General features: G+C 62.7%; 12 protein-coding genes and 1 pseudogene. 2 read left to right on the top strand and 11 right to left on the bottom strand.

Annotated elements, in window-relative coordinates:
* Positions 1-23: 23 nt before the first annotated feature.
* The 6 genes from leuS to ACZ5C7_RS07425 form a co-directional block, all read right to left on the bottom strand.
* Positions 24-2,681, bottom strand: coding sequence for a leucine--tRNA ligase (gene leuS, locus ACZ5C7_RS07400; protein ID WP_464375699.1), 2,658 nt, complete (start codon positions 2,679-2,681; stop codon positions 24-26).
* Positions 2,682-2,896: 215 nt separating this feature from the next.
* Positions 2,897-3,322: an Hsp20/alpha crystallin family protein gene (locus ACZ5C7_RS07405; RefSeq protein WP_464375700.1), complete on the bottom strand. Its 426-nt coding sequence runs from the start codon at positions 3,320-3,322 to the stop codon at positions 2,897-2,899.
* Positions 3,323-3,429: 107 nt separating this feature from the next.
* Entirely contained in the window at positions 3,430-3,885 is a 456-nt protein-coding gene (locus ACZ5C7_RS07410) for a peroxiredoxin (protein WP_464375701.1), read from the bottom strand.
* Positions 3,886-3,938: 53 nt separating this feature from the next.
* Entirely contained in the window at positions 3,939-4,745 is an 807-nt protein-coding gene (gene pheA, locus ACZ5C7_RS07415; protein WP_464375702.1) for a prephenate dehydratase, read from the bottom strand.
* 51 nt (positions 4,746-4,796) lie between these two features.
* The gene (locus ACZ5C7_RS07420) at positions 4,797-6,122 is read right to left on the bottom strand and encodes an MFS transporter (protein WP_464375703.1); all 1,326 of its coding nucleotides are present in this window, start codon (positions 6,120-6,122) and stop codon (positions 4,797-4,799) included.
* A gap of 422 nt (positions 6,123-6,544) precedes the next feature.
* Positions 6,545-6,853 carry a non-histone chromosomal MC1 family protein gene (locus ACZ5C7_RS07425; RefSeq protein ID WP_464375704.1) on the bottom strand — a complete coding sequence of 103 codons (309 nt, stop codon included), beginning with the start codon at positions 6,851-6,853 and terminating at the stop codon, positions 6,545-6,547.
* Positions 6,854-7,093: 240 nt separating this feature from the next.
* Between ACZ5C7_RS07425 and ACZ5C7_RS07430 the strand changes: the two genes are divergently transcribed.
* A complete protein-coding gene (locus ACZ5C7_RS07430) occupies positions 7,094-7,291 on the top strand; it encodes a SymE family type I addiction module toxin (RefSeq protein WP_283836521.1) in 198 nt (65 codons plus the stop codon).
* A gap of 342 nt (positions 7,292-7,633) precedes the next feature.
* On the opposite strand, the gene pheT is transcribed toward ACZ5C7_RS07430, so the two are convergent.
* From pheT to ACZ5C7_RS07455, 5 genes are all read right to left on the bottom strand, one after another.
* Positions 7,634-9,415, bottom strand: a complete 1,782-nt coding sequence (pheT, locus tag ACZ5C7_RS07435; RefSeq protein ID WP_464375705.1) for a phenylalanine--tRNA ligase subunit beta — start codon at positions 9,413-9,415, stop codon at positions 7,634-7,636.
* Complete coding sequence (gene pheS, locus ACZ5C7_RS07440; protein WP_464375706.1) at positions 9,415-10,992, bottom strand: phenylalanine--tRNA ligase subunit alpha; 1,578 nt, start codon at positions 10,990-10,992, stop codon at positions 9,415-9,417. The genes pheT and pheS overlap by 1 nt, the downstream gene beginning before the upstream one ends.
* Positions 10,993-11,309: 317 nt before the next feature.
* On the bottom strand, positions 11,310-12,980 hold the full coding sequence (locus ACZ5C7_RS07445) for a tryptophan--tRNA ligase (protein WP_464375707.1): 1,671 nt from the start codon (positions 12,978-12,980) through the stop codon (positions 11,310-11,312).
* A gap of 606 nt (positions 12,981-13,586) precedes the next feature.
* Entirely contained in the window at positions 13,587-14,654 is a 1,068-nt protein-coding gene (gene endA, locus ACZ5C7_RS07450) for a tRNA-intron lyase (RefSeq protein ID WP_464375708.1), read from the bottom strand.
* Between the two features lie 101 nt (positions 14,655-14,755).
* Complete coding sequence (locus ACZ5C7_RS07455; RefSeq protein ID WP_464375709.1) at positions 14,756-15,520, bottom strand: DUF91 domain-containing protein; 765 nt, start codon at positions 15,518-15,520, stop codon at positions 14,756-14,758.
* Positions 15,521-15,605: 85 nt separating this feature from the next.
* On the opposite strand from ACZ5C7_RS07455, the pseudogene ACZ5C7_RS07460 reads away from it, so the two are divergent.
* A pseudogene (locus ACZ5C7_RS07460) lies at positions 15,606-15,947 on the top strand (toxin-antitoxin system TumE family protein).
* The last annotated feature ends 4 nt before the right edge of the window (positions 15,948-15,951 follow it).

Here is a 15,951-nt window from a genome sequence, read left to right on the forward strand (position 1 = left end):
CGCACGAACAGCGTGCGGAGGTGTCAATCCTCGATCTCGATCGCCGGTCGACCGGGCTCGGCGTTTCGAAGCACGTCGTCGTTGACCTCGGTTGCGCGGACGACGCGAACCGGCACGTCGAACTCGCGTTCGATCAACCACGCGGCCGACTCGAGGGCGGCGTGTTCGGCCTCGGCCTCGAGCGTTCGGGTGAGTGCCTCTCGTTCGACCTGAAGATCCTGTCCGTAGCTGGCCGCCGCGTCGCCTTGCTCTCGAATTTCCTGGTTCTGCATGAGTTCGCCGATCAGGTTGTCGGCGTCGCTCTCGATCGCGATCTCTAAGGCGTCGTACTTCCACTCCGGAGCGACGACGACGTCGATCGACTTCGGGTTCTCGATTCCGGCGACGTCGATAATCTGGCGGATGTCCTCGCGGGTGTTCTCGACCAGACTGCGCCGCTTGTCGACGTGGTCGCGGTCGACCGTCGCGGTCGGCCAGGGGGCGTCGACGACGAACTCGTCGTGACCGAGCGTCTCGTACAGCTCCTCGGTGAGGTGTGGTGCGACCGGAGCCAGCAATCGGACGACCGCCGACAGCCCGCGTTCGTAGGTCTCCGCGTGGGGTTCGGCGTAGTCGGCGTACTGGCGAAGCGTCCGAACCAGTTCCTGACTCTCGCGAACCGCCGCGTTGAACGTCAGGTCGTCGTACTCCTCGCTGGCGATCGCGATCGCCGCGTCGATCTCCGCGTCGACGTAGCTCGTGATAGCGTCGTCGTCGCCGTTGGGGGGACTTTCGGCGTACGCTTGGACCATCCCCTTCAGTCGGGTCAGGAAGGCGTAAGTCGACCTAACGCCGTCTTCGCTCCAGTCGAAGTCCCGCTCGGGCTGGGCGGCCTGCATCATGAACAGCCGGGCCGTATCCGCGCCGTATTCCTCGACGATCCGCTGGGGCGAGACGACGTTGCCGACGGATTTGGACATCTTCTCACCCTCGAGCTGAACCATCCCCTGTGCGAGCAGGTTCGTGAACGGTTCGCGATGTTCGAGCCCTTCGTGGTCCGCGAGCACCTTCGTGAAGAATCGCGAGTACAGCAGGTGCATCACGGCGTGTTCGATGCCGCCAACGTACTGGTCGACGGGCATCCAGTCGTTAGCCCGCTCCGTGTCGAACGGCGCTTCGGCGAGATTCGGCGAGACGTATCGCAGGAAGTACCACGAGGAGTCGACGAACGTGTCCATCGTGTCCGTCTCTCGAGTCGCATCGGCGCCACACTCCGGACAGGTCGTTCGCTTCCACTCCTCGGCTTCGTCGAGCGGGTTACCGGTCGTGTTGATGAATTCGGGGAGTTCGACCGGAAGCTCTTCGTCGGGAACGACCACGGGGCCGCAAGTGTCGCACTTGACGACCGGAATCGGCGTCCCCCAGTAGCGCTGGCGGGAGATCCCCCAGTCGCGAAGCTGGTACTGGGTCGCTTCCTCGGCGCTGTCGATATCCTCGGTGAGTCGCTCGCGGGCGACCTCGCTCTCGAGGCCGGAGTACTCCCCGGAGTTGACGAGAACGCCGTCGTCGGTGAAAGCCTCCTCGCTGACATCGGGTGCGTCGGGAACCGTTTCGCCGTCCCAATCTTCAGGTTCGGGGGCGATGACGGGAACGATCTCCTCGTCCATCTTCTCTGCGAATGCGTGGTCGCGGTCGTCGTGACCCGGCACGGCCATCAGCGCGCCCGTTCCGACATTCGAGAGGACGAAGTCGGCGACGTAGACCGGAATCTCGTCGCCGGTCACTGGATTGGTCGCCGTCAGGCCGGTTTCGACGCCGTTGGGCTCGTCGCCCTCGGGGTCCGCCTCGTGCTCGATGAAGTGGCGAACGTCGTCGTCATCCTCGGCCACTTGCTCGCTGATCGGGTGATCCGGCGCGAGCGCGAAGAACGTTGCGCCGTGGATGGTGTCGACGCGGGTGGTGAAGGCCTCGACGGAGCCGTGGCCCGCTATGGAGAACTCGAGTTCAGTGCCGTACTGGCGGCCGATCCAGTTTCGCTGCATCTGGCGCACCGAGTTGGGCCAGCCCTCGAGGTCGTCGATGTCCTCGAGCAGTTCGTCCGCGTACTCGGTGATCTTCAGGAACCACTGCTCGAGTTCGCGTTGCTCGACGGGGGTGTCACACCGCCAACAGAGTTCGGCTTCGCCTTCGACCTGCTCGTCGGCGAGGACGGTTTCGCACTCGGGACACCAGTTGACCTCGGCGTCGCGTCGCTCGACCAGCCCTTCGTCGTGAAACCGGGAAAAGAGCCACTGGTTCCACTGGTAGTACTCCGGTTCACAGGTCGCGATCTCTCGAGACCAGTCGTAGCCAAAGCCCATCGACATCATCTGGTCGCGCATCGTGTCGATGCAGTCGATGGTCCAGTCTCTGGGGTTCGTATCGCGCTCTTTGGCCGCGTTCTCCGCGGGCAAGCCGAACGCGTCCCATCCCATCGGGTGGAGGACTTCGTCGCCGGCCATCCGACGGTATCGTGCGTAGGCGTCCGTGATCGTGTAATTTCGGACGTGGCCCATGTGAAGCTTGCCGGACGGATACGGGTACATCCCCAGGACGTACGTCGGATCCTCGACGTCGTCTGGCGTCCGGTACGCGTCACCCTCGTCCCACGCCTCCTGCCAGCGCCGTTCGACCGCCACGTGGTCGTATCCCTCTTCGCTCATCTCTTGTTTACGTGTGTTCGGGACGCCGCCCTATACCTTTCCATCCAATCGTCGGTTCGCGTTCGTCGCTGTCTGCGTGCTGTCACTGTTGGTTTCTCCTGTCGTTGGTCGATCGCTTCAAGCAAAACGCTGCACCAAAACTCATCGGTTCGTTCGGGAGAATCCCGAACGGTTCGTCGGCTCGGCCGTCCTCGAGCCTGCTGGCGTTCGATTCGTTACTCGATATCGATCTGTTTCGACTCGTCGTCTCCGCTCACCTTCGGCAGAGTCACCGTCAACACGCCGTTGGTGAAGGTCGCCGAAACCGCCTCCTCGTCGACCGGCTCCGGAAGACGGATCCGCCGACTCGCCGACTGGCTCGTCCGCTCGCGACGGACGTACTCGCCCTCTTCGAACGCCGTTTCGTCCTCGCGGGTCGCCTCGAGTCGAAGCGATCCCTCCGAGAGCGTGAGCTCGATATTGTCGGTTTCGTAGCCCGGGAGATCCGCCGTTACGACGAACTCCTCACCGTGATCGGCGACGTCGACGGCGACCGAGCCGGGGATTTGGAGGCCGCCGCCGCCGCCGATCATCCCCTCTTCGACCTGCTTGCTGATTCGGTCGAGCATTTCCTCGAGATCGTCGAACGGGTTTTGTCGCATAGCTCGTCGTACGCGCTCGAGTAGAATAAATTCTGCCCGTCAACTGACGACAGAACGTGACAGCCGCCGCTACCATCGGGAACGGTGACGTACCCGATAACGCGAGGCTACTCGGGCAGCGTCACCAGCCCGTCCTCGAGCGCGTCGCCCAACACCGCTCGAGCGTGGCCGTCCGGGTCGACGTTCTCGTAGACCGTCTTCACCTCGCCGCTGTCCAAGAAAAACGTCGTGCGGGCGGCCGCGCCGCCGCTCCGGTCGACCTCGAAGGCGTCCGCGAGTTCGCCCTCGGGATCAGCCAACAGGTCGAACTCGAGGCCTTCCGCCTCGCAGAATTCCCGATGGGAGTCGACATCGTCGGTCGAGACGCCGTAGACGGTGACGCCCGCATCGCGATAGCTCTCGAGTTCGCGATCGAACTGTCGCGCCTCCGTCGTACAGCCCGGCGTCGCGTCACGCGGGTAGAAGTACAGTACCGTCGGCTCGGCGAACTCGAGGCGGCGCTCGTCGCCGTTTTGATCGGTCGCACTCACGGCCTGAACTGCTGTTCCCTCCGAAAGTGGCATGCTCGGTCCTACTCGGAGGCGCGGAAAACAGTTTGCGGTACCCGTCGGTCGCGCTATTCGACGACGTGTTGGGTGTCGTACGACCCCAACCGGCGAACCCAGCCGTTCTCCGCGAGTTCCTCGAGGTCGGCCAGCGCCTCCTCGGTTCGGGACTCGTAGAGTCCGGCCTCGATGTCGATGTGGAAGACGTAGTCACCCAGCCGCTCGCCGCTCGGTCGGGACTCGAGTCGCGTGAGGTTGATGTTTCGGTTGGCGAACGGCTCGAGCAACTCCAACAACAGTCCCGGATAGTCGACGTCGGGGTAGGCGACGATCGACGTTTTGCCGCCGCCCGGCGAACGGTCCGCCGCCGGCGCAACGGCGAAGAATCGGGTCGCGTTCGAAGACTGCTCCTGAATGTCGTCGGCGATGACCTCGATGCCGTCGCCCGCGTTGTCCGGGTGGGCGATGCCGGCTACCGACGGATCCTCGCGGGCGTATTCAACGCTCTGTGCCGTACTGGCGACGGCCTCGAGGGTCGCCTCAGGATACGTGCTCTCGAGGTAGGATCGACACTGGGCAAGCGCCTGGGAGTGACTCGCGATCGTGTCGAAATCGTCGGACTGGGCGAGCAGGGCGTGATTGATGGGAGTGACGATCTCGCTGACGATCGCGATTTCGTACTCCGCGATCGCGTCGAGACTCTCCGTAACGCTTCCTTCGATGCTGTTTTCGATGGGGATAATGCCCCGATCGTACTCCCCGCTCGCGACCGCGTCGACGATCGCCGTTACGGACTGACGAAAGTCGATATCGTCGTCGACCGCCTGGGCCGCCCGGTGTGAGTACGTTCCTTCGGGTCCGAGGGTAACTACGGTCATCACCCGTTGTTTATGGGTGGCAAGGAAAAGCCCATCGGGAATTTCGTCCGGTCAGTCGTCGGCAGCGGTGGCAGAACCGGTTCCGGTCGATCCGTCGCCGGTGACGAACCAGCCGTCCTCGGTCGCGTTCTCGGCGATCTCCGGCTGGAACACCCACGCACAGAGGACCAGGATTGGAATCATCGTTGCGCCGACGATCGCGTAACCGACGTGGAGATTCGGAAGGAACGGAGCGGAAAACACGAGCGGGTAGACCGTGCCACCAATGGTTCCGAGACCCCCGACGACCCCCGCGACGGTGCCGGAGTTATCCGGGAACATCGCCGGTACCTGAGCGAAGATAGCTCCCTCGGAGAACGCACAGCCGACGCCGACGAAGAAGCCGGCGATCACCGCGAGATAGATGCTCCCGCTCAATCCGGCGGCGGTCATCCCGAACATCGTCAGGACGACGAAGGCGAGCGTCAGGAAGGTCCACTGTTCCCGGTATCGCCCCTCGAACCACGGGAGGACCGATATCTCCTTGCGAGCGACCACGTCGCTGGTGTAGCCGCCGATCGGACGAAGGAGTCCGGCTGCGATCGAAAACGTCGCGGCGAACGTCGCGGCGATCACGATATCTCCCTGCCCGAACCCTTCGCGGTAGTAGGTCCCCAGCCAGCCGTTCATCGCGACCTCGAGACCGAAGGTCATCACGTAGGCCGCCGAAAGGACGACCGCCCCGTGTCGGGTTGCGATGTAAAGCCACTGCTGTCTGTTGACGCCGTTTTTGGCCGCCAGTCGTCGTTCTTCGGTCTTCGCGGCATCGCCGAGGACGAAGTACAGGATGCCGAGGACGACCGCGATGGCACCGGTGTAGAAGAACGCGGCTCGCCAGTTCGAGGCAAAGAGCGGCCCCGTGTACCCCTCGCCAAAAAGCCGCGGGAGAGTGAAGTACGCGCCCAGTCCCGCACCGGCGTTGCCGACGCCGGCGAAGATCCCCTCAGCAAGTCCGAGGTTTTCCTCCTCGAACCACTGAGCGACGTGTTGGATCCCGATGACGAACGTAATGCCGGCCAGCGATGCAATGATTCGCGAACCGACGAACACCTCGTAGGTCTGGGAAAACGCGCTGATGATCGAGAAGATGCCGACGACCACGAGGGTGATCCCGGCAATCATCGGTGCACCGAACCGGTCCGTAAACGGCCCGACAAGGATGCGTCCGAGCGGAACGGCAATAACGGCCGCACTCGAAACGACCCCGAGCTGAGCCACCGAGAGGCCGAACTCGTCGGCGATATCGCCCGTGAACGGAGCGAACGAGAACCAGATAACGAACCCGAGATTGAACATCGCCGTCGCGAGTATCAGGTTCTTCCACTTCGGAGCGATCATACGGCCACCTCACGCGATCCGTTCGGCGAGTGCGAGGGCCAACTTTCAGTACCGGAGGTCCGTACCCGCTCTGCTGCCGATCGAGCAGGCCTTTCCGACGAAGTCGGTACACGACCTGACCACACCTCTGATAAACAATCACCATCTTTACCGCAGATTTGGTGAACGAACGGACTCATATACTATCCAATCATGGGCAGTCAAGAACCTATAAACGTACTTATTACCCAGATAGAACAATACTACGAGATAGCCATAGCACTAGGCTGTATTATGATCTTACAGAACTGGACAGACGGTCACGAACTCGGCGCGAATTACAGATCTGCCAGTACCGTACACTTCGCGTTAGCAACCGAGTGCTACCGTCTCCTGTTGGTTATCACTCGAGAAGTAGGCTGCCGAGAATCTCCGACCATCGATTATTCTTCGAGGTGTTCGATTCCTTGCTTGGCCACGTTCGCTTCCGTGATCTCGTCCGGCATCCAGTCCGGCTTGTCGTCCGGGGCAGTTTCCTCCCAGGCCCAGCCGTTGTAGATGTGGACTTTGTCCGTCCCCTTCTCTCGAAGTCGGAGTTCGACTCGCTCGGCGGCATCCTCACTCGAGCCGGGCTCGAGTCGCCGCGCTGCTTTCAGTGCAGCTTGCCGAGGTGTGTTCCCGGAGAAGACGCTCTCCTCGTTTCCGTTCGACGCGCGCAGTGCAAAGTTCCGCTTACCATCTTCACGTACCATGGTTTTTCCCTCCGTGTCAATTCAGCACACGGTCCGACATAAAGATATCCCCCAAAACCGACCGACTGCGCCGGTATCTTTAAGTGAACTCGTCACGCCAACACCGTTCACCAATTGATTGTAGGCGTGAAAGTCGTCGCATATATTCACATACGTACAACGTATGAGACGTGGTACATCGATATTGCGTAGAAAACACTTAAGTATATCCTGCAGTGAAGTTCGAGTTAGAACCCCGCGATGGTCCGGAAAAAGAAGTTGAGTCCAAGCGGCGCCAAAGACGAGGACGGGAACTACCACAACGTCCACCTCAATCTCCACGAGGACGAACTCGAGGTGGCGGGCATGGATATCGGCGACGAGGTCTTCGTCCGTGTTCGGGACGGAAAGATTATCATTCAGAAAGCCGACGAGGAGGAAGTCGAACACAATTTCTAGAAACGAAGTTTTGCGCTGTCGTTCGAGAGAGCTTCGCTCTCTCGTGATCAAGCGAACCCTTTGGGTTCGCGGACCTCGCGGGATCTTCGATCCCGCTTAGTGACGAAAGACGCCACAGGCGTCTTTCGAACCACGATCTACCGAGTTCACGCCAGACATAGCTGGCGTGAACGCGATGTCCCTCGGCAAAATTCGATTAAAAGCACAACGTTACACCCTCAGCCGCGCCGTTGGCGCGGCTTCAAGGGTTCCTCGGCCCGCTCGCTCGTTTCACTCGCTCGCGGTAGAATATCGTAGCCTCACCGCATCCAATCAACAGAGACTGTCTCAGTTCAAGGGTTCTCAGTCCAGCGCCTCGAGATCGAACTCGAAGGCCGCCACGGGCACCTCGAGGTCGTGTTCGACGAGCACCTTCGGGTGGAGTTCGCCGATGACGCCAACTTCTTCGCCGTCGATGACGACCGCGGCGGTTCGGCCGTCGATGAACGACGGATGGTCAGTTGGGGGCGTCTCGAGTTCAGCGCCGAAATCTCGGACGAGCGTCTGGAGTCGACCCTTTGCGTCCTCGTAGGCCGCATCGTGACGCGCGAGCACGCCGCCGACGCTCCGTCGCTCGGCGACGCCCGTGTTTTCGGACTCATCGACCTCAGCGGCGAAGCCGATTTCGGCGAGATCCTGTGGATACGCGCGGTGGGTGTTTCGCTCGAGGACCATCACGAGCGAGGGAAGCACCCACGTTCGGAGCATGGTGTAGTCCTCGCTGTAGGGTTCCTTGATCGTCGCCGGCTCGCCGGCGCCGTAGACGGCCTCGCCTTCGGCACGCTCGCCGGCGCCGCCGTCAGCGGGGAGCGCCATGCGATCGAAGTTCTCCGCCTCGTTGATCATGTGGAAGTTCAGCAGGTCCTCGAAGCCGAGACCGACGAGACTCCGCCGAGTCGCATCCTCGAGCCGACTCCGTTCGTGACGACCGCCGACGGTCCCCACGTCGGGATAGCGCGGCTCGAGTTCGTTGAAGCCGTAGGCACGGCCGAGATCGTCGATCAGGTCCATCGGGTGGAGCACGTCGACGCGGTAGGGCGGGATCGTCATCTCGTAGACGAGATCCTCGCGGTCGTGGTCGTCGCGTTCGGCTCGCTCGACGCTTCTCCCTCCGTCGGCTTCCGCCGTTTCGGCCTCGAGTCCCGCCCGTTCAGCTAGATCGATAACCTCCTCGGGATCGAGATCGATGCCGAGAATCGTCTCGACGCGGTCGTGTGTTACGGTTTTGGTCTCCGTCGAGAGATCAGGACGAATCAGTTCGTGATTCGGATACTCGACGCTCACTTCCTCGATGGTGCCGCCGCGAGCGCTCAGCGCGTAGCAGATGATGGCGCACATCTTGTCGATCGTCCACTGATCGGTGCCGGTCAACTCGACGAACAGGTCTCGAGAGCCCGTCGTAACCTCAGTTCGCCGACCGTTGATCACCGGCGGGAACGAGAACAGCCCCAGTTCGTCGTAAATCGCCGGGTAGCGTTCGGCATCGCGAACGAGGTCGGCGTAGGTTTCTCCCGTTGGATGATCCTCGAGGACGTCCGCCGGAGTCATCTCCCGGTCCGCGTCCAACGGAACGAAGCTGTCCCCCTCGGGTTCGACGCCAGTGTAGCGAACGCTCGAGTCGGCGTCTCCGACCGAACTCCCTTTGAGCATGGTGAGGTCGTGAATCCCGATCGCTCCTTTCGCGCGCTTGCGGCCCATCGTCGCGTGGAGCTTTTCCTGCAACTGGATGAGCGAGTCGAGCGCATCCTCGTCCAAGTTTACGCCGCGGACGACCGCGCCCGTGACGTAGGGTCGTTCCTCGGGCACCGCTTCGTCGACGATGATCGTCCACTCCGCGGAGTTCGTATTCGGCACGTAGACGCCCCGGTCGTCGCCATACTGGTAACGAAGGGATCGAGCGACGCCCTCGACCGAAAGCCGGTCGAGCCGGTCGGGCGCGAACTCGAGTTCGAACTCGTCGTCCTCGGTTCGGCCCTCGAACTCGAGGCCGAGCGCGAACATGTCGTCGATCAGGTCGTCATCGCTCTTTTCGTCGGCGTTGGTCAACTCGCGCAGTTCGTCGGGGTCGATTTCGACCGTTGGCATCAGTAGGTCACCTCAGTCTCTCGCAGCAGTTCCAGATCGCACAGCGTCCCGTGAATGTCGCGGATATCCTCGAAGCCGTACATCAACATCAGCAGGCGCTCCAGGGCGAGCCCCCAAGCCATCACGTCACACTCGACGCCGAGTGGCTCGAGCATCTCTTCGCGGAAGATACCCGAGTTACCGATCTCGACCAGTTCGCCCGTCGTCGGATGGGTGCCGAACAGCTCGAAGCTCGGCTCCGTGTACGGATTATAGTGTGGCTTGAACTCGATGTCCGTGATCCCGAACTGGGCGTAGAACTCCTCGAAGGTACCCATCAGATCTCGCACGGAGAGATCCTCGGCCATCACCCAACCCTCGATCTGGAAGAACTCGAGGAGGTGCGTCGGGTCGAGCGTGTCGTTTCGGTACACTTTCTCGACGCTGAAGAAGCGCTGTGGCGGCTCTAATCGTCCGATCTCCTCTCCGGAGAGATAGCGCGCCGAAAGCGATGTCGTATGTCCGCGAAGCGCGAGCGCACGCGCGAAGTCTTCGTCCCACGGCGAGTGATAGCCCTCGCCGTCGTCGCCGACGCCCTCGCGGTGGGCGCGCTCGACGCGCTCGACGAGATCCGCCGGTAAGTCGTCGATATGAGTCGGTTGCTCGAGAGCGAACCGATCCCAGTGGGTCCGTGCGGGGTGATCCTGGGGCATGAACAGGCAGTCATTGATCCAGAAGTCCGCGTCGACGTGGGGGCCTTCCATCTCCTGGAAGCCCATGCCGACGAGGACGTCTTTCACGCGGTCTGCGGTCTGTCGGAGGATGTGAACCTTGCCGCCCTGCTCCGGTTCCGCGTCGGCCTCGACGTTGTACTCGGCGAAATCGGCGTCCTCCCAGTCGCCGCTGGTCAGCAGTTCGGGCGTAACCTGTCCGACGGTTTCGGCGGTCTCGATCCCCGCCATCAGCTCCGTGACGCCGAGTTCGGTCAGCGTCACGGACCGGACGGTCGTTTCACTCCGCTCGAGCAGGTCTCGTCGTTCGAGTCCCTCAATCGTTTCCTCGTCGGCCTCGAGCGCGTCGGCGGGCGACGATCCGGCGTCGTCCGCGGCGTCGTCGGCTCCCGTTGCTCCGTCGTTGGCTCCCGTCGCTGCCGCGATCTCCTCGAGCGCGTTGGCCTCCGAATCCGCGTCGGGATCGGCGTCGGAGTCGGCGGTGATCTCGCCGCTGTCAATCGAGCCGTATCCCTTCCGAGCGTAGTTCGACAGTGCGATGTCGACCGCCTGTCCCTCGAGACCGGACGCGCCGATAACCTGCCCCATCGAAACGGGGTCGTCGTCCGCGCCAGACTCGAGTGCGGCCTCGTAGAGACGGACCTCTGGAAGGCCATCGTCGACGTACTCGCGGCCCTCTTCCGTGATCGATACCGTTTCGTCGACGCGCTCCTCGAGCGCGACCAGCCGTTCCTCCTCGAGTTCGAAGACCGCGCCGGTGACGGTCTCGGTGGGGAGATCGGTGGCCGCAGCGAGGGCCTCGACGGACTGTGCCTCGTCTGCGCTCGCGGTCTCGACGACCGCGGCCTGTGCGTGTGGAAGTTTCATTCGCTTACTTCAATGGCTGTGGGTCGGTCAGTTAGCGGTTCCGACTCGGTTCGGTCGGTTTCGACTTGCAAGGCCTGGTAGAGCCTTACGGGCGTCCACCGATGTTCACCGGAAAAAAGCGAAGCCGAATCCCGAAATCGACCGCTGTGGCTTGCGAGTGACACTGGCACGAACGTGGGATTCGGTTGCCATACCCGAAAAGTGAGCCGGTTCGAGCAAAAACCTTGCGGGACGGCCACACGGTCCGACAAAAAGTGCCGGCGGTCGACCGAAGCAGCGTCCGCACCCGACCGAAACGAGTGACGGCTCGAGCGAGATTACCCGCGTCGTGGCGATTCGAGTTCGATGTCCGCTTGCTCAAGTAAGTCTTCGACTTCCTCCCGTTTTTCCTGATGGTCCGCGAGGAATTCTTGCATCAACTCGGCGGCCTGTTCCTTGCACCCGCCACAGAGCCGTTCGCCGCCGACGCACTCGTCGTAGACTTCCTTCGCGAACTCGTCGTCGTCGCCTGCGAGCAGGTAGGCGTACAGTTCGTAGACGGGACACTCGTCGGCTCTCCCGCCGAGTTCGCGCTGTTTTTCGGCCGTCTCGCGCCCGCCCGTCGTCGCCGATTTGACCTTGTCGTAGCCCGCTTCGGGATCGTCGAGCAAGGAGATGTGCGAAGCTTCGATCGACGAGGACATCTTTCCGCCCGTCAGTCCCGTCATGAATCGGTGGTAGATCGACGACGGCGGGAGGAAGCCGTAGCCGCCGTTGTCGACCTCGACTTCCTTGGCGAGGGCTTTCGCTCCCTCGAGGTCGAGGTCGAAGGCGTCGATGTGGCTCTCGTAGACGCGTTTTTCGCCCTCGATCGAATCGATGAGCGCCTCGAATGCCGCTTCGGTCGCCCGCCGGTTGAAAAACCGCGTTCGCGGTCGGACCGGTTCCTTCCCGGCTTCAGTGAGCTTCGAGACGACCGAGCCGAGGGTGTCGGCCGGAACGTCGAGTTCCTCGAGCGGCGTCCGTTCCAGTTCGTCGGCCACGTGGACACAGCGAAGCGTGTCGTCGTCGAAGTCCGCTGGCTCGAGGCGGTCGTAGAACTCCGCGACGAGTTCGCGTTCCTCGTCGTCGAGTTCGAAGCTCGCGTAGGCCTTCGAGACCTTGAAAAACCGCATCCGCTCGGCGAGGTCTCGAGCGAGCCTAACGTGGGGGTCTTGATCCGGGCCGACGGGGATGACGGTCGGCTTCGGCTCCTCGAGTTGCGGGTAGAGGATGTCGGCCATCTGGGTGACGACGCTTTGCATGTGCGAAACGTCGGTTTCGCCGTCGAAGCCGTAGATGGCCTCGAACTCGGAGAAGTTGGCCTCCGCGCCGAGTTCGAACGCCAGGTCCTGGACCTCGCGGTTGGTCGACTGCCGGTAGAGCTCACCCTCCTCGGGATCGAACCCGAGCGCGAGCAAGGAGAGGAGGTAGTTCCGGCTGTGCTCGTCGATCTCGTCCCACGTCAGCCCGCGCGCGGAGTGGGCCTCGAGATCCGCGATGAGCCCGTACGCGTCGGCTCCCTGCCGTTGGTGCCAGATGATCTCGTCGAACACCAGCTTGTGGCCGATGTGAGGGTCGCCGGTCGGCATGAATCCCGAAAGCGCCGCAAAGGGCTCGTCGTTGCGCATCGCCTCGGCGACGGGTCGATAATCCCGGTGGCCGAAAATGACGCCCCGACGCAGCAGGTAGTGTGGATCCGGAACTTCGGAAAGAATCTCGTCGAACTCCTCGATCCCGAACTCCTCGAACAGGTTCCGGTAGTCGGAGACGCTCGAGGAACCCCACGGGTCCAGTGCAACGTCGTCGACGGCTCCACCGTCTGTTCGAGGAATCTTCGATCCCTCGCTATCCGCACCTGCGGTTCCACCGTCAGAGCTCCGCTCCGACGAGGATCGCGATCCACGAGATCGCTCACCGCCGTCCGTTCTCGGTTCCCCGGACTCCTCGAGTGGATCGTCTCCGGTCATTATCACCGTGTTGGCGCGCCAGCGCGCAAAAGGCTTCGGCTTCGTGGTGGATTCGACGTGATCGACCAGACACCTGGCAGTGACGCGCACTCGATCGTGGTTCCAACGCGGCGAACCACGATCGACAGCCGTGCGAGGTCTTCGGTCACTCCGTAACCGAACGGCTTGGAAGTCGCGAAGCGTCTTCCAGTGGACGAATGAGCGGAGCGCGACGCGAAGCGTCGCGGAACAGCGAACGGCGAAGTCGTTCGAAACGGCAGCCCGTTTCGTGATCTTCAAAAGAGCGTAAACGCTCTTTTGGACCTCGCTGAGCTCTGCTCAGCTCAGTGACGAGAGACCGACGGTCTCTCGAACCACCGTGAGCCAAGCGAGCGAACGAGTCGGCTGGGGAGCGCGAGATCCGAACGAAGTGAGGGTTTCGGAACATGAACGGGGAGAGCGGGACGCGGCGAAGCTGGGTCTCGACAGCGAACGGTGAGTGAAAAGAACCGTGAGCGGATCGAAGTGACCCGTGAATGACGTGGAAATCAGTGTTGCCAGCACGATGGCTGTTCCTGAGTGGGGCACTCTCACTACAGTACAGTAGACAGTCCGTTACACACGTTGTTACGGTGTAAGTCGCTCGAGCGACCACCACTCAACCTCGTCGCATTCATCCAATCCCGCTCCGTCACCCACGAGCGCGAACACCATCGTCTTCCGGACGCCGTGGGCGAGCCGAACGTCCAGCGCGAGGTCTCGAGGTTCGAAGACGTGATCGTCCGCAAGCACCCGAATCAGCAGTTCGGAGTGACCCAGATCGTCGACCGACTCCACCTCTGCGTAGGTCCGAAAGTCCGCACCGAACTTGTAGCCAGTTTTCGGAACGACGCCGCGCTCGCGGAGCGTCTTGTACACTGTCAGCCGTCGATCGAAGCGCTCGCCTTCGACTTCCCGACCCCGTTCGCGAACGACCGACGGCTCGAGTTCGAGTATATCCCGATCCGCGAGGTGGGCCGCCTCGAGCAACGAACACTGCAGCGTCGGTCGGTCGTACTCCCGGCCCTCGAGGGGCTGGCCGTAGAACGTCGTCTCGTAGAGATCCGCGGGCGGCTCCCAGACGACGACGCGGTCGGCGAGGAGGTCGGCGTCGATCCCGCGGTCCGGCTCGGCCGTCGCAGAACTCCCCGCCGGATTTCGCGGGTTCACGTCGAAGTAGGTGATCTCGCTCTCCTCGTCGACCACGGCGAGGACGCTCTCCTCGAGCGCTCCCGCGGGAATATCGGTTCGCTCGCCGATCACCTGCAGTGCGTAGGCGATCTCGCCGTCATTAGGTCCCTTGCCGCGGGGGAACACCGCAAAATCGCTTGCCGGCGGGTCGGTCACCCACGGCTCCTCGGAGGGTGAGAGGTAAAATCCCCTCGAGCGCAGGTCGGCGTAGACCAGAAACCGAACCCCGAAATCGGTGCCGGGCTCGCGGGCGAGCACGTCCCGGAACTCGAGTCGCTGACCGTCGTCGACGACCGCCTCGAGGTCCCCGCGGTAGAGCAGGTGCGCCGCCTCGACGGGCGCGAGCGCGATCTCGTTTCCCTCGAGCGGGTAGCCGTAGCCTCGAGCGTCGTGATAGCGCTGGCGCGCGTCCGCGCCGACGCGGACAACCCCCGCTTCCTCGTCGTATCGCCCCTCGAGTGTCATAGTCGCGATTTTGCCGCCCAGCACAAAGGGGCTGTGGATCCGGGGTGGGTCGAGCCGCGCGGTCTGCACCGCGAGCCACTCCGCATGGGAGTCACCGCGTATTAATCGCTGCTGGCGGCTTTCGTCGCGTGCTCGGGCATCCCCTCGCAGGTCGCGTCGAGGCACCGGGTTCCGCTGGCGGTGCCGAAGGTTGGAAGACCGCACCGGCACTCGCCGTCGATCACGCCCGAGGGAACCCGAAAGCCGGTGTCGCAGTCGGGGTAGTGCTCGCAACCCGCGAGCAGGCCGCCGCGTCTCAAAATCCGCAGGTCTCCGTCACAGTCCGCTTCGGGGCAATCCCACTCGCGGTCGAAGGCTTCCTTAACTGCGTCGTCAAGGGACTCACACTGGCGGTCGAGACAAACGTTGAACGCCAACCCGCGTTCGACGCGCATCCGCGGGAGCCCGCAGTCGCAGGTGTCCTCGCGGATGGTCGCGTCCGAGGGAACGCCGTAGCGGTTTCCACAGTCCACGCAATTGACGCCGCTCGAGCGGACGAGCGCGCCGCCGCAGTCGGGACAGCTTCCGACGGGCGTCCCGGCCGCGGAGGCGGGATAGTGGGCGAATCCGTCCTGTTCGTGGGCCGCGATTCGGAGCGTCTGGGTATCCTTTTTCGCCACGAGCGTGAAGCCGTCCGAGCGGTCGCTCGAGACGCTGTCGGCGCGGGTGAGCCACGCGACGGGCTGGTAGCCGTCGATATCGTGGACGAGAACGGTGTTGTCAGGTTTGACGAGGGTCGTCACGCGGCCGCGGTACTCCTCTCGAGCCGTTCCGTCGGTGATTACGGTGCAGTCGCCCGCGAGCACGCGGATTGCGTCGTCTATCATGGGCGGTCTGGCCGCGGGTTCGTATATAAACTACGGGGTGCCACCGCCAGTCTTAACTCGTTGGCTACACAACCAACGGTCGAGGATGGGTCCGACTGCGGACGATCTGGACGGGTACGAGAAGGCGACGGTGTACGAGGACAGGACGGTCGTCCGCGTCTTCGTTCGTCGGACCGAAGATCCGGCATATCCGTCAGGGTAGCGCTATACGTTCCACTACGGCGCGCTGACAGCCACACCCGAGACGCTCGAAGATGGAACCATCCGCAGGTACGATAATTCCCACGAGGATACAAAGGGTCACGAGTTGCACGTTGCACCGGATCCAGAAGCGGAGATAATCGAGTTCCGGGGGATCGAGGAACTCTACGAGCGGTTCTGGTCGGAAATCCCGAAGCAGGCGTTCGATCCATCAACGACGAGGTAAGACA

The organism is Halostagnicola alkaliphila, assembly GCF_055379965.1.

Coding starts and splice junctions, on each gene's coding strand:
- ACZ5C7_RS07445 (WP_464375707.1), bottom strand. CDS start 12,980: ATGACCGGAGACGATCCACTCGAGGAGTCCGGGGAACCGAGAACGGAC.
- ACZ5C7_RS07405 (WP_464375700.1), bottom strand. CDS start 3,322: ATGCGACAAAACCCGTTCGACGATCTCGAGGAAATGCTCGACCGAATC.
- pheS (WP_464375706.1), bottom strand. CDS start 10,992: ATGAAACTTCCACACGCACAGGCCGCGGTCGTCGAGACCGCGAGCGCA.
- ACZ5C7_RS07420 (WP_464375703.1), bottom strand. CDS start 6,122: ATGATCGCTCCGAAGTGGAAGAACCTGATACTCGCGACGGCGATGTTC.
- ACZ5C7_RS07425 (WP_464375704.1), bottom strand. CDS start 6,853: ATGGTACGTGAAGATGGTAAGCGGAACTTTGCACTGCGCGCGTCGAAC.
- ACZ5C7_RS07410 (WP_464375701.1), bottom strand. CDS start 3,885: ATGCCACTTTCGGAGGGAACAGCAGTTCAGGCCGTGAGTGCGACCGAT.
- pheA (WP_464375702.1), bottom strand. CDS start 4,745: ATGACCGTAGTTACCCTCGGACCCGAAGGAACGTACTCACACCGGGCG.
- ACZ5C7_RS07430 (WP_283836521.1), top strand. CDS start 7,094: ATGGTCCGGAAAAAGAAGTTGAGTCCAAGCGGCGCCAAAGACGAGGAC.
- pheT (WP_464375705.1), bottom strand. CDS start 9,415: ATGCCAACGGTCGAAATCGACCCCGACGAACTGCGCGAGTTGACCAAC.
- ACZ5C7_RS07455 (WP_464375709.1), bottom strand. CDS start 15,520: ATGATAGACGACGCAATCCGCGTGCTCGCGGGCGACTGCACCGTAATC.
- endA (WP_464375708.1), bottom strand. CDS start 14,654: ATGACACTCGAGGGGCGATACGACGAGGAAGCGGGGGTTGTCCGCGTC.
- leuS (WP_464375699.1), bottom strand. CDS start 2,681: ATGAGCGAAGAGGGATACGACCACGTGGCGGTCGAACGGCGCTGGCAG.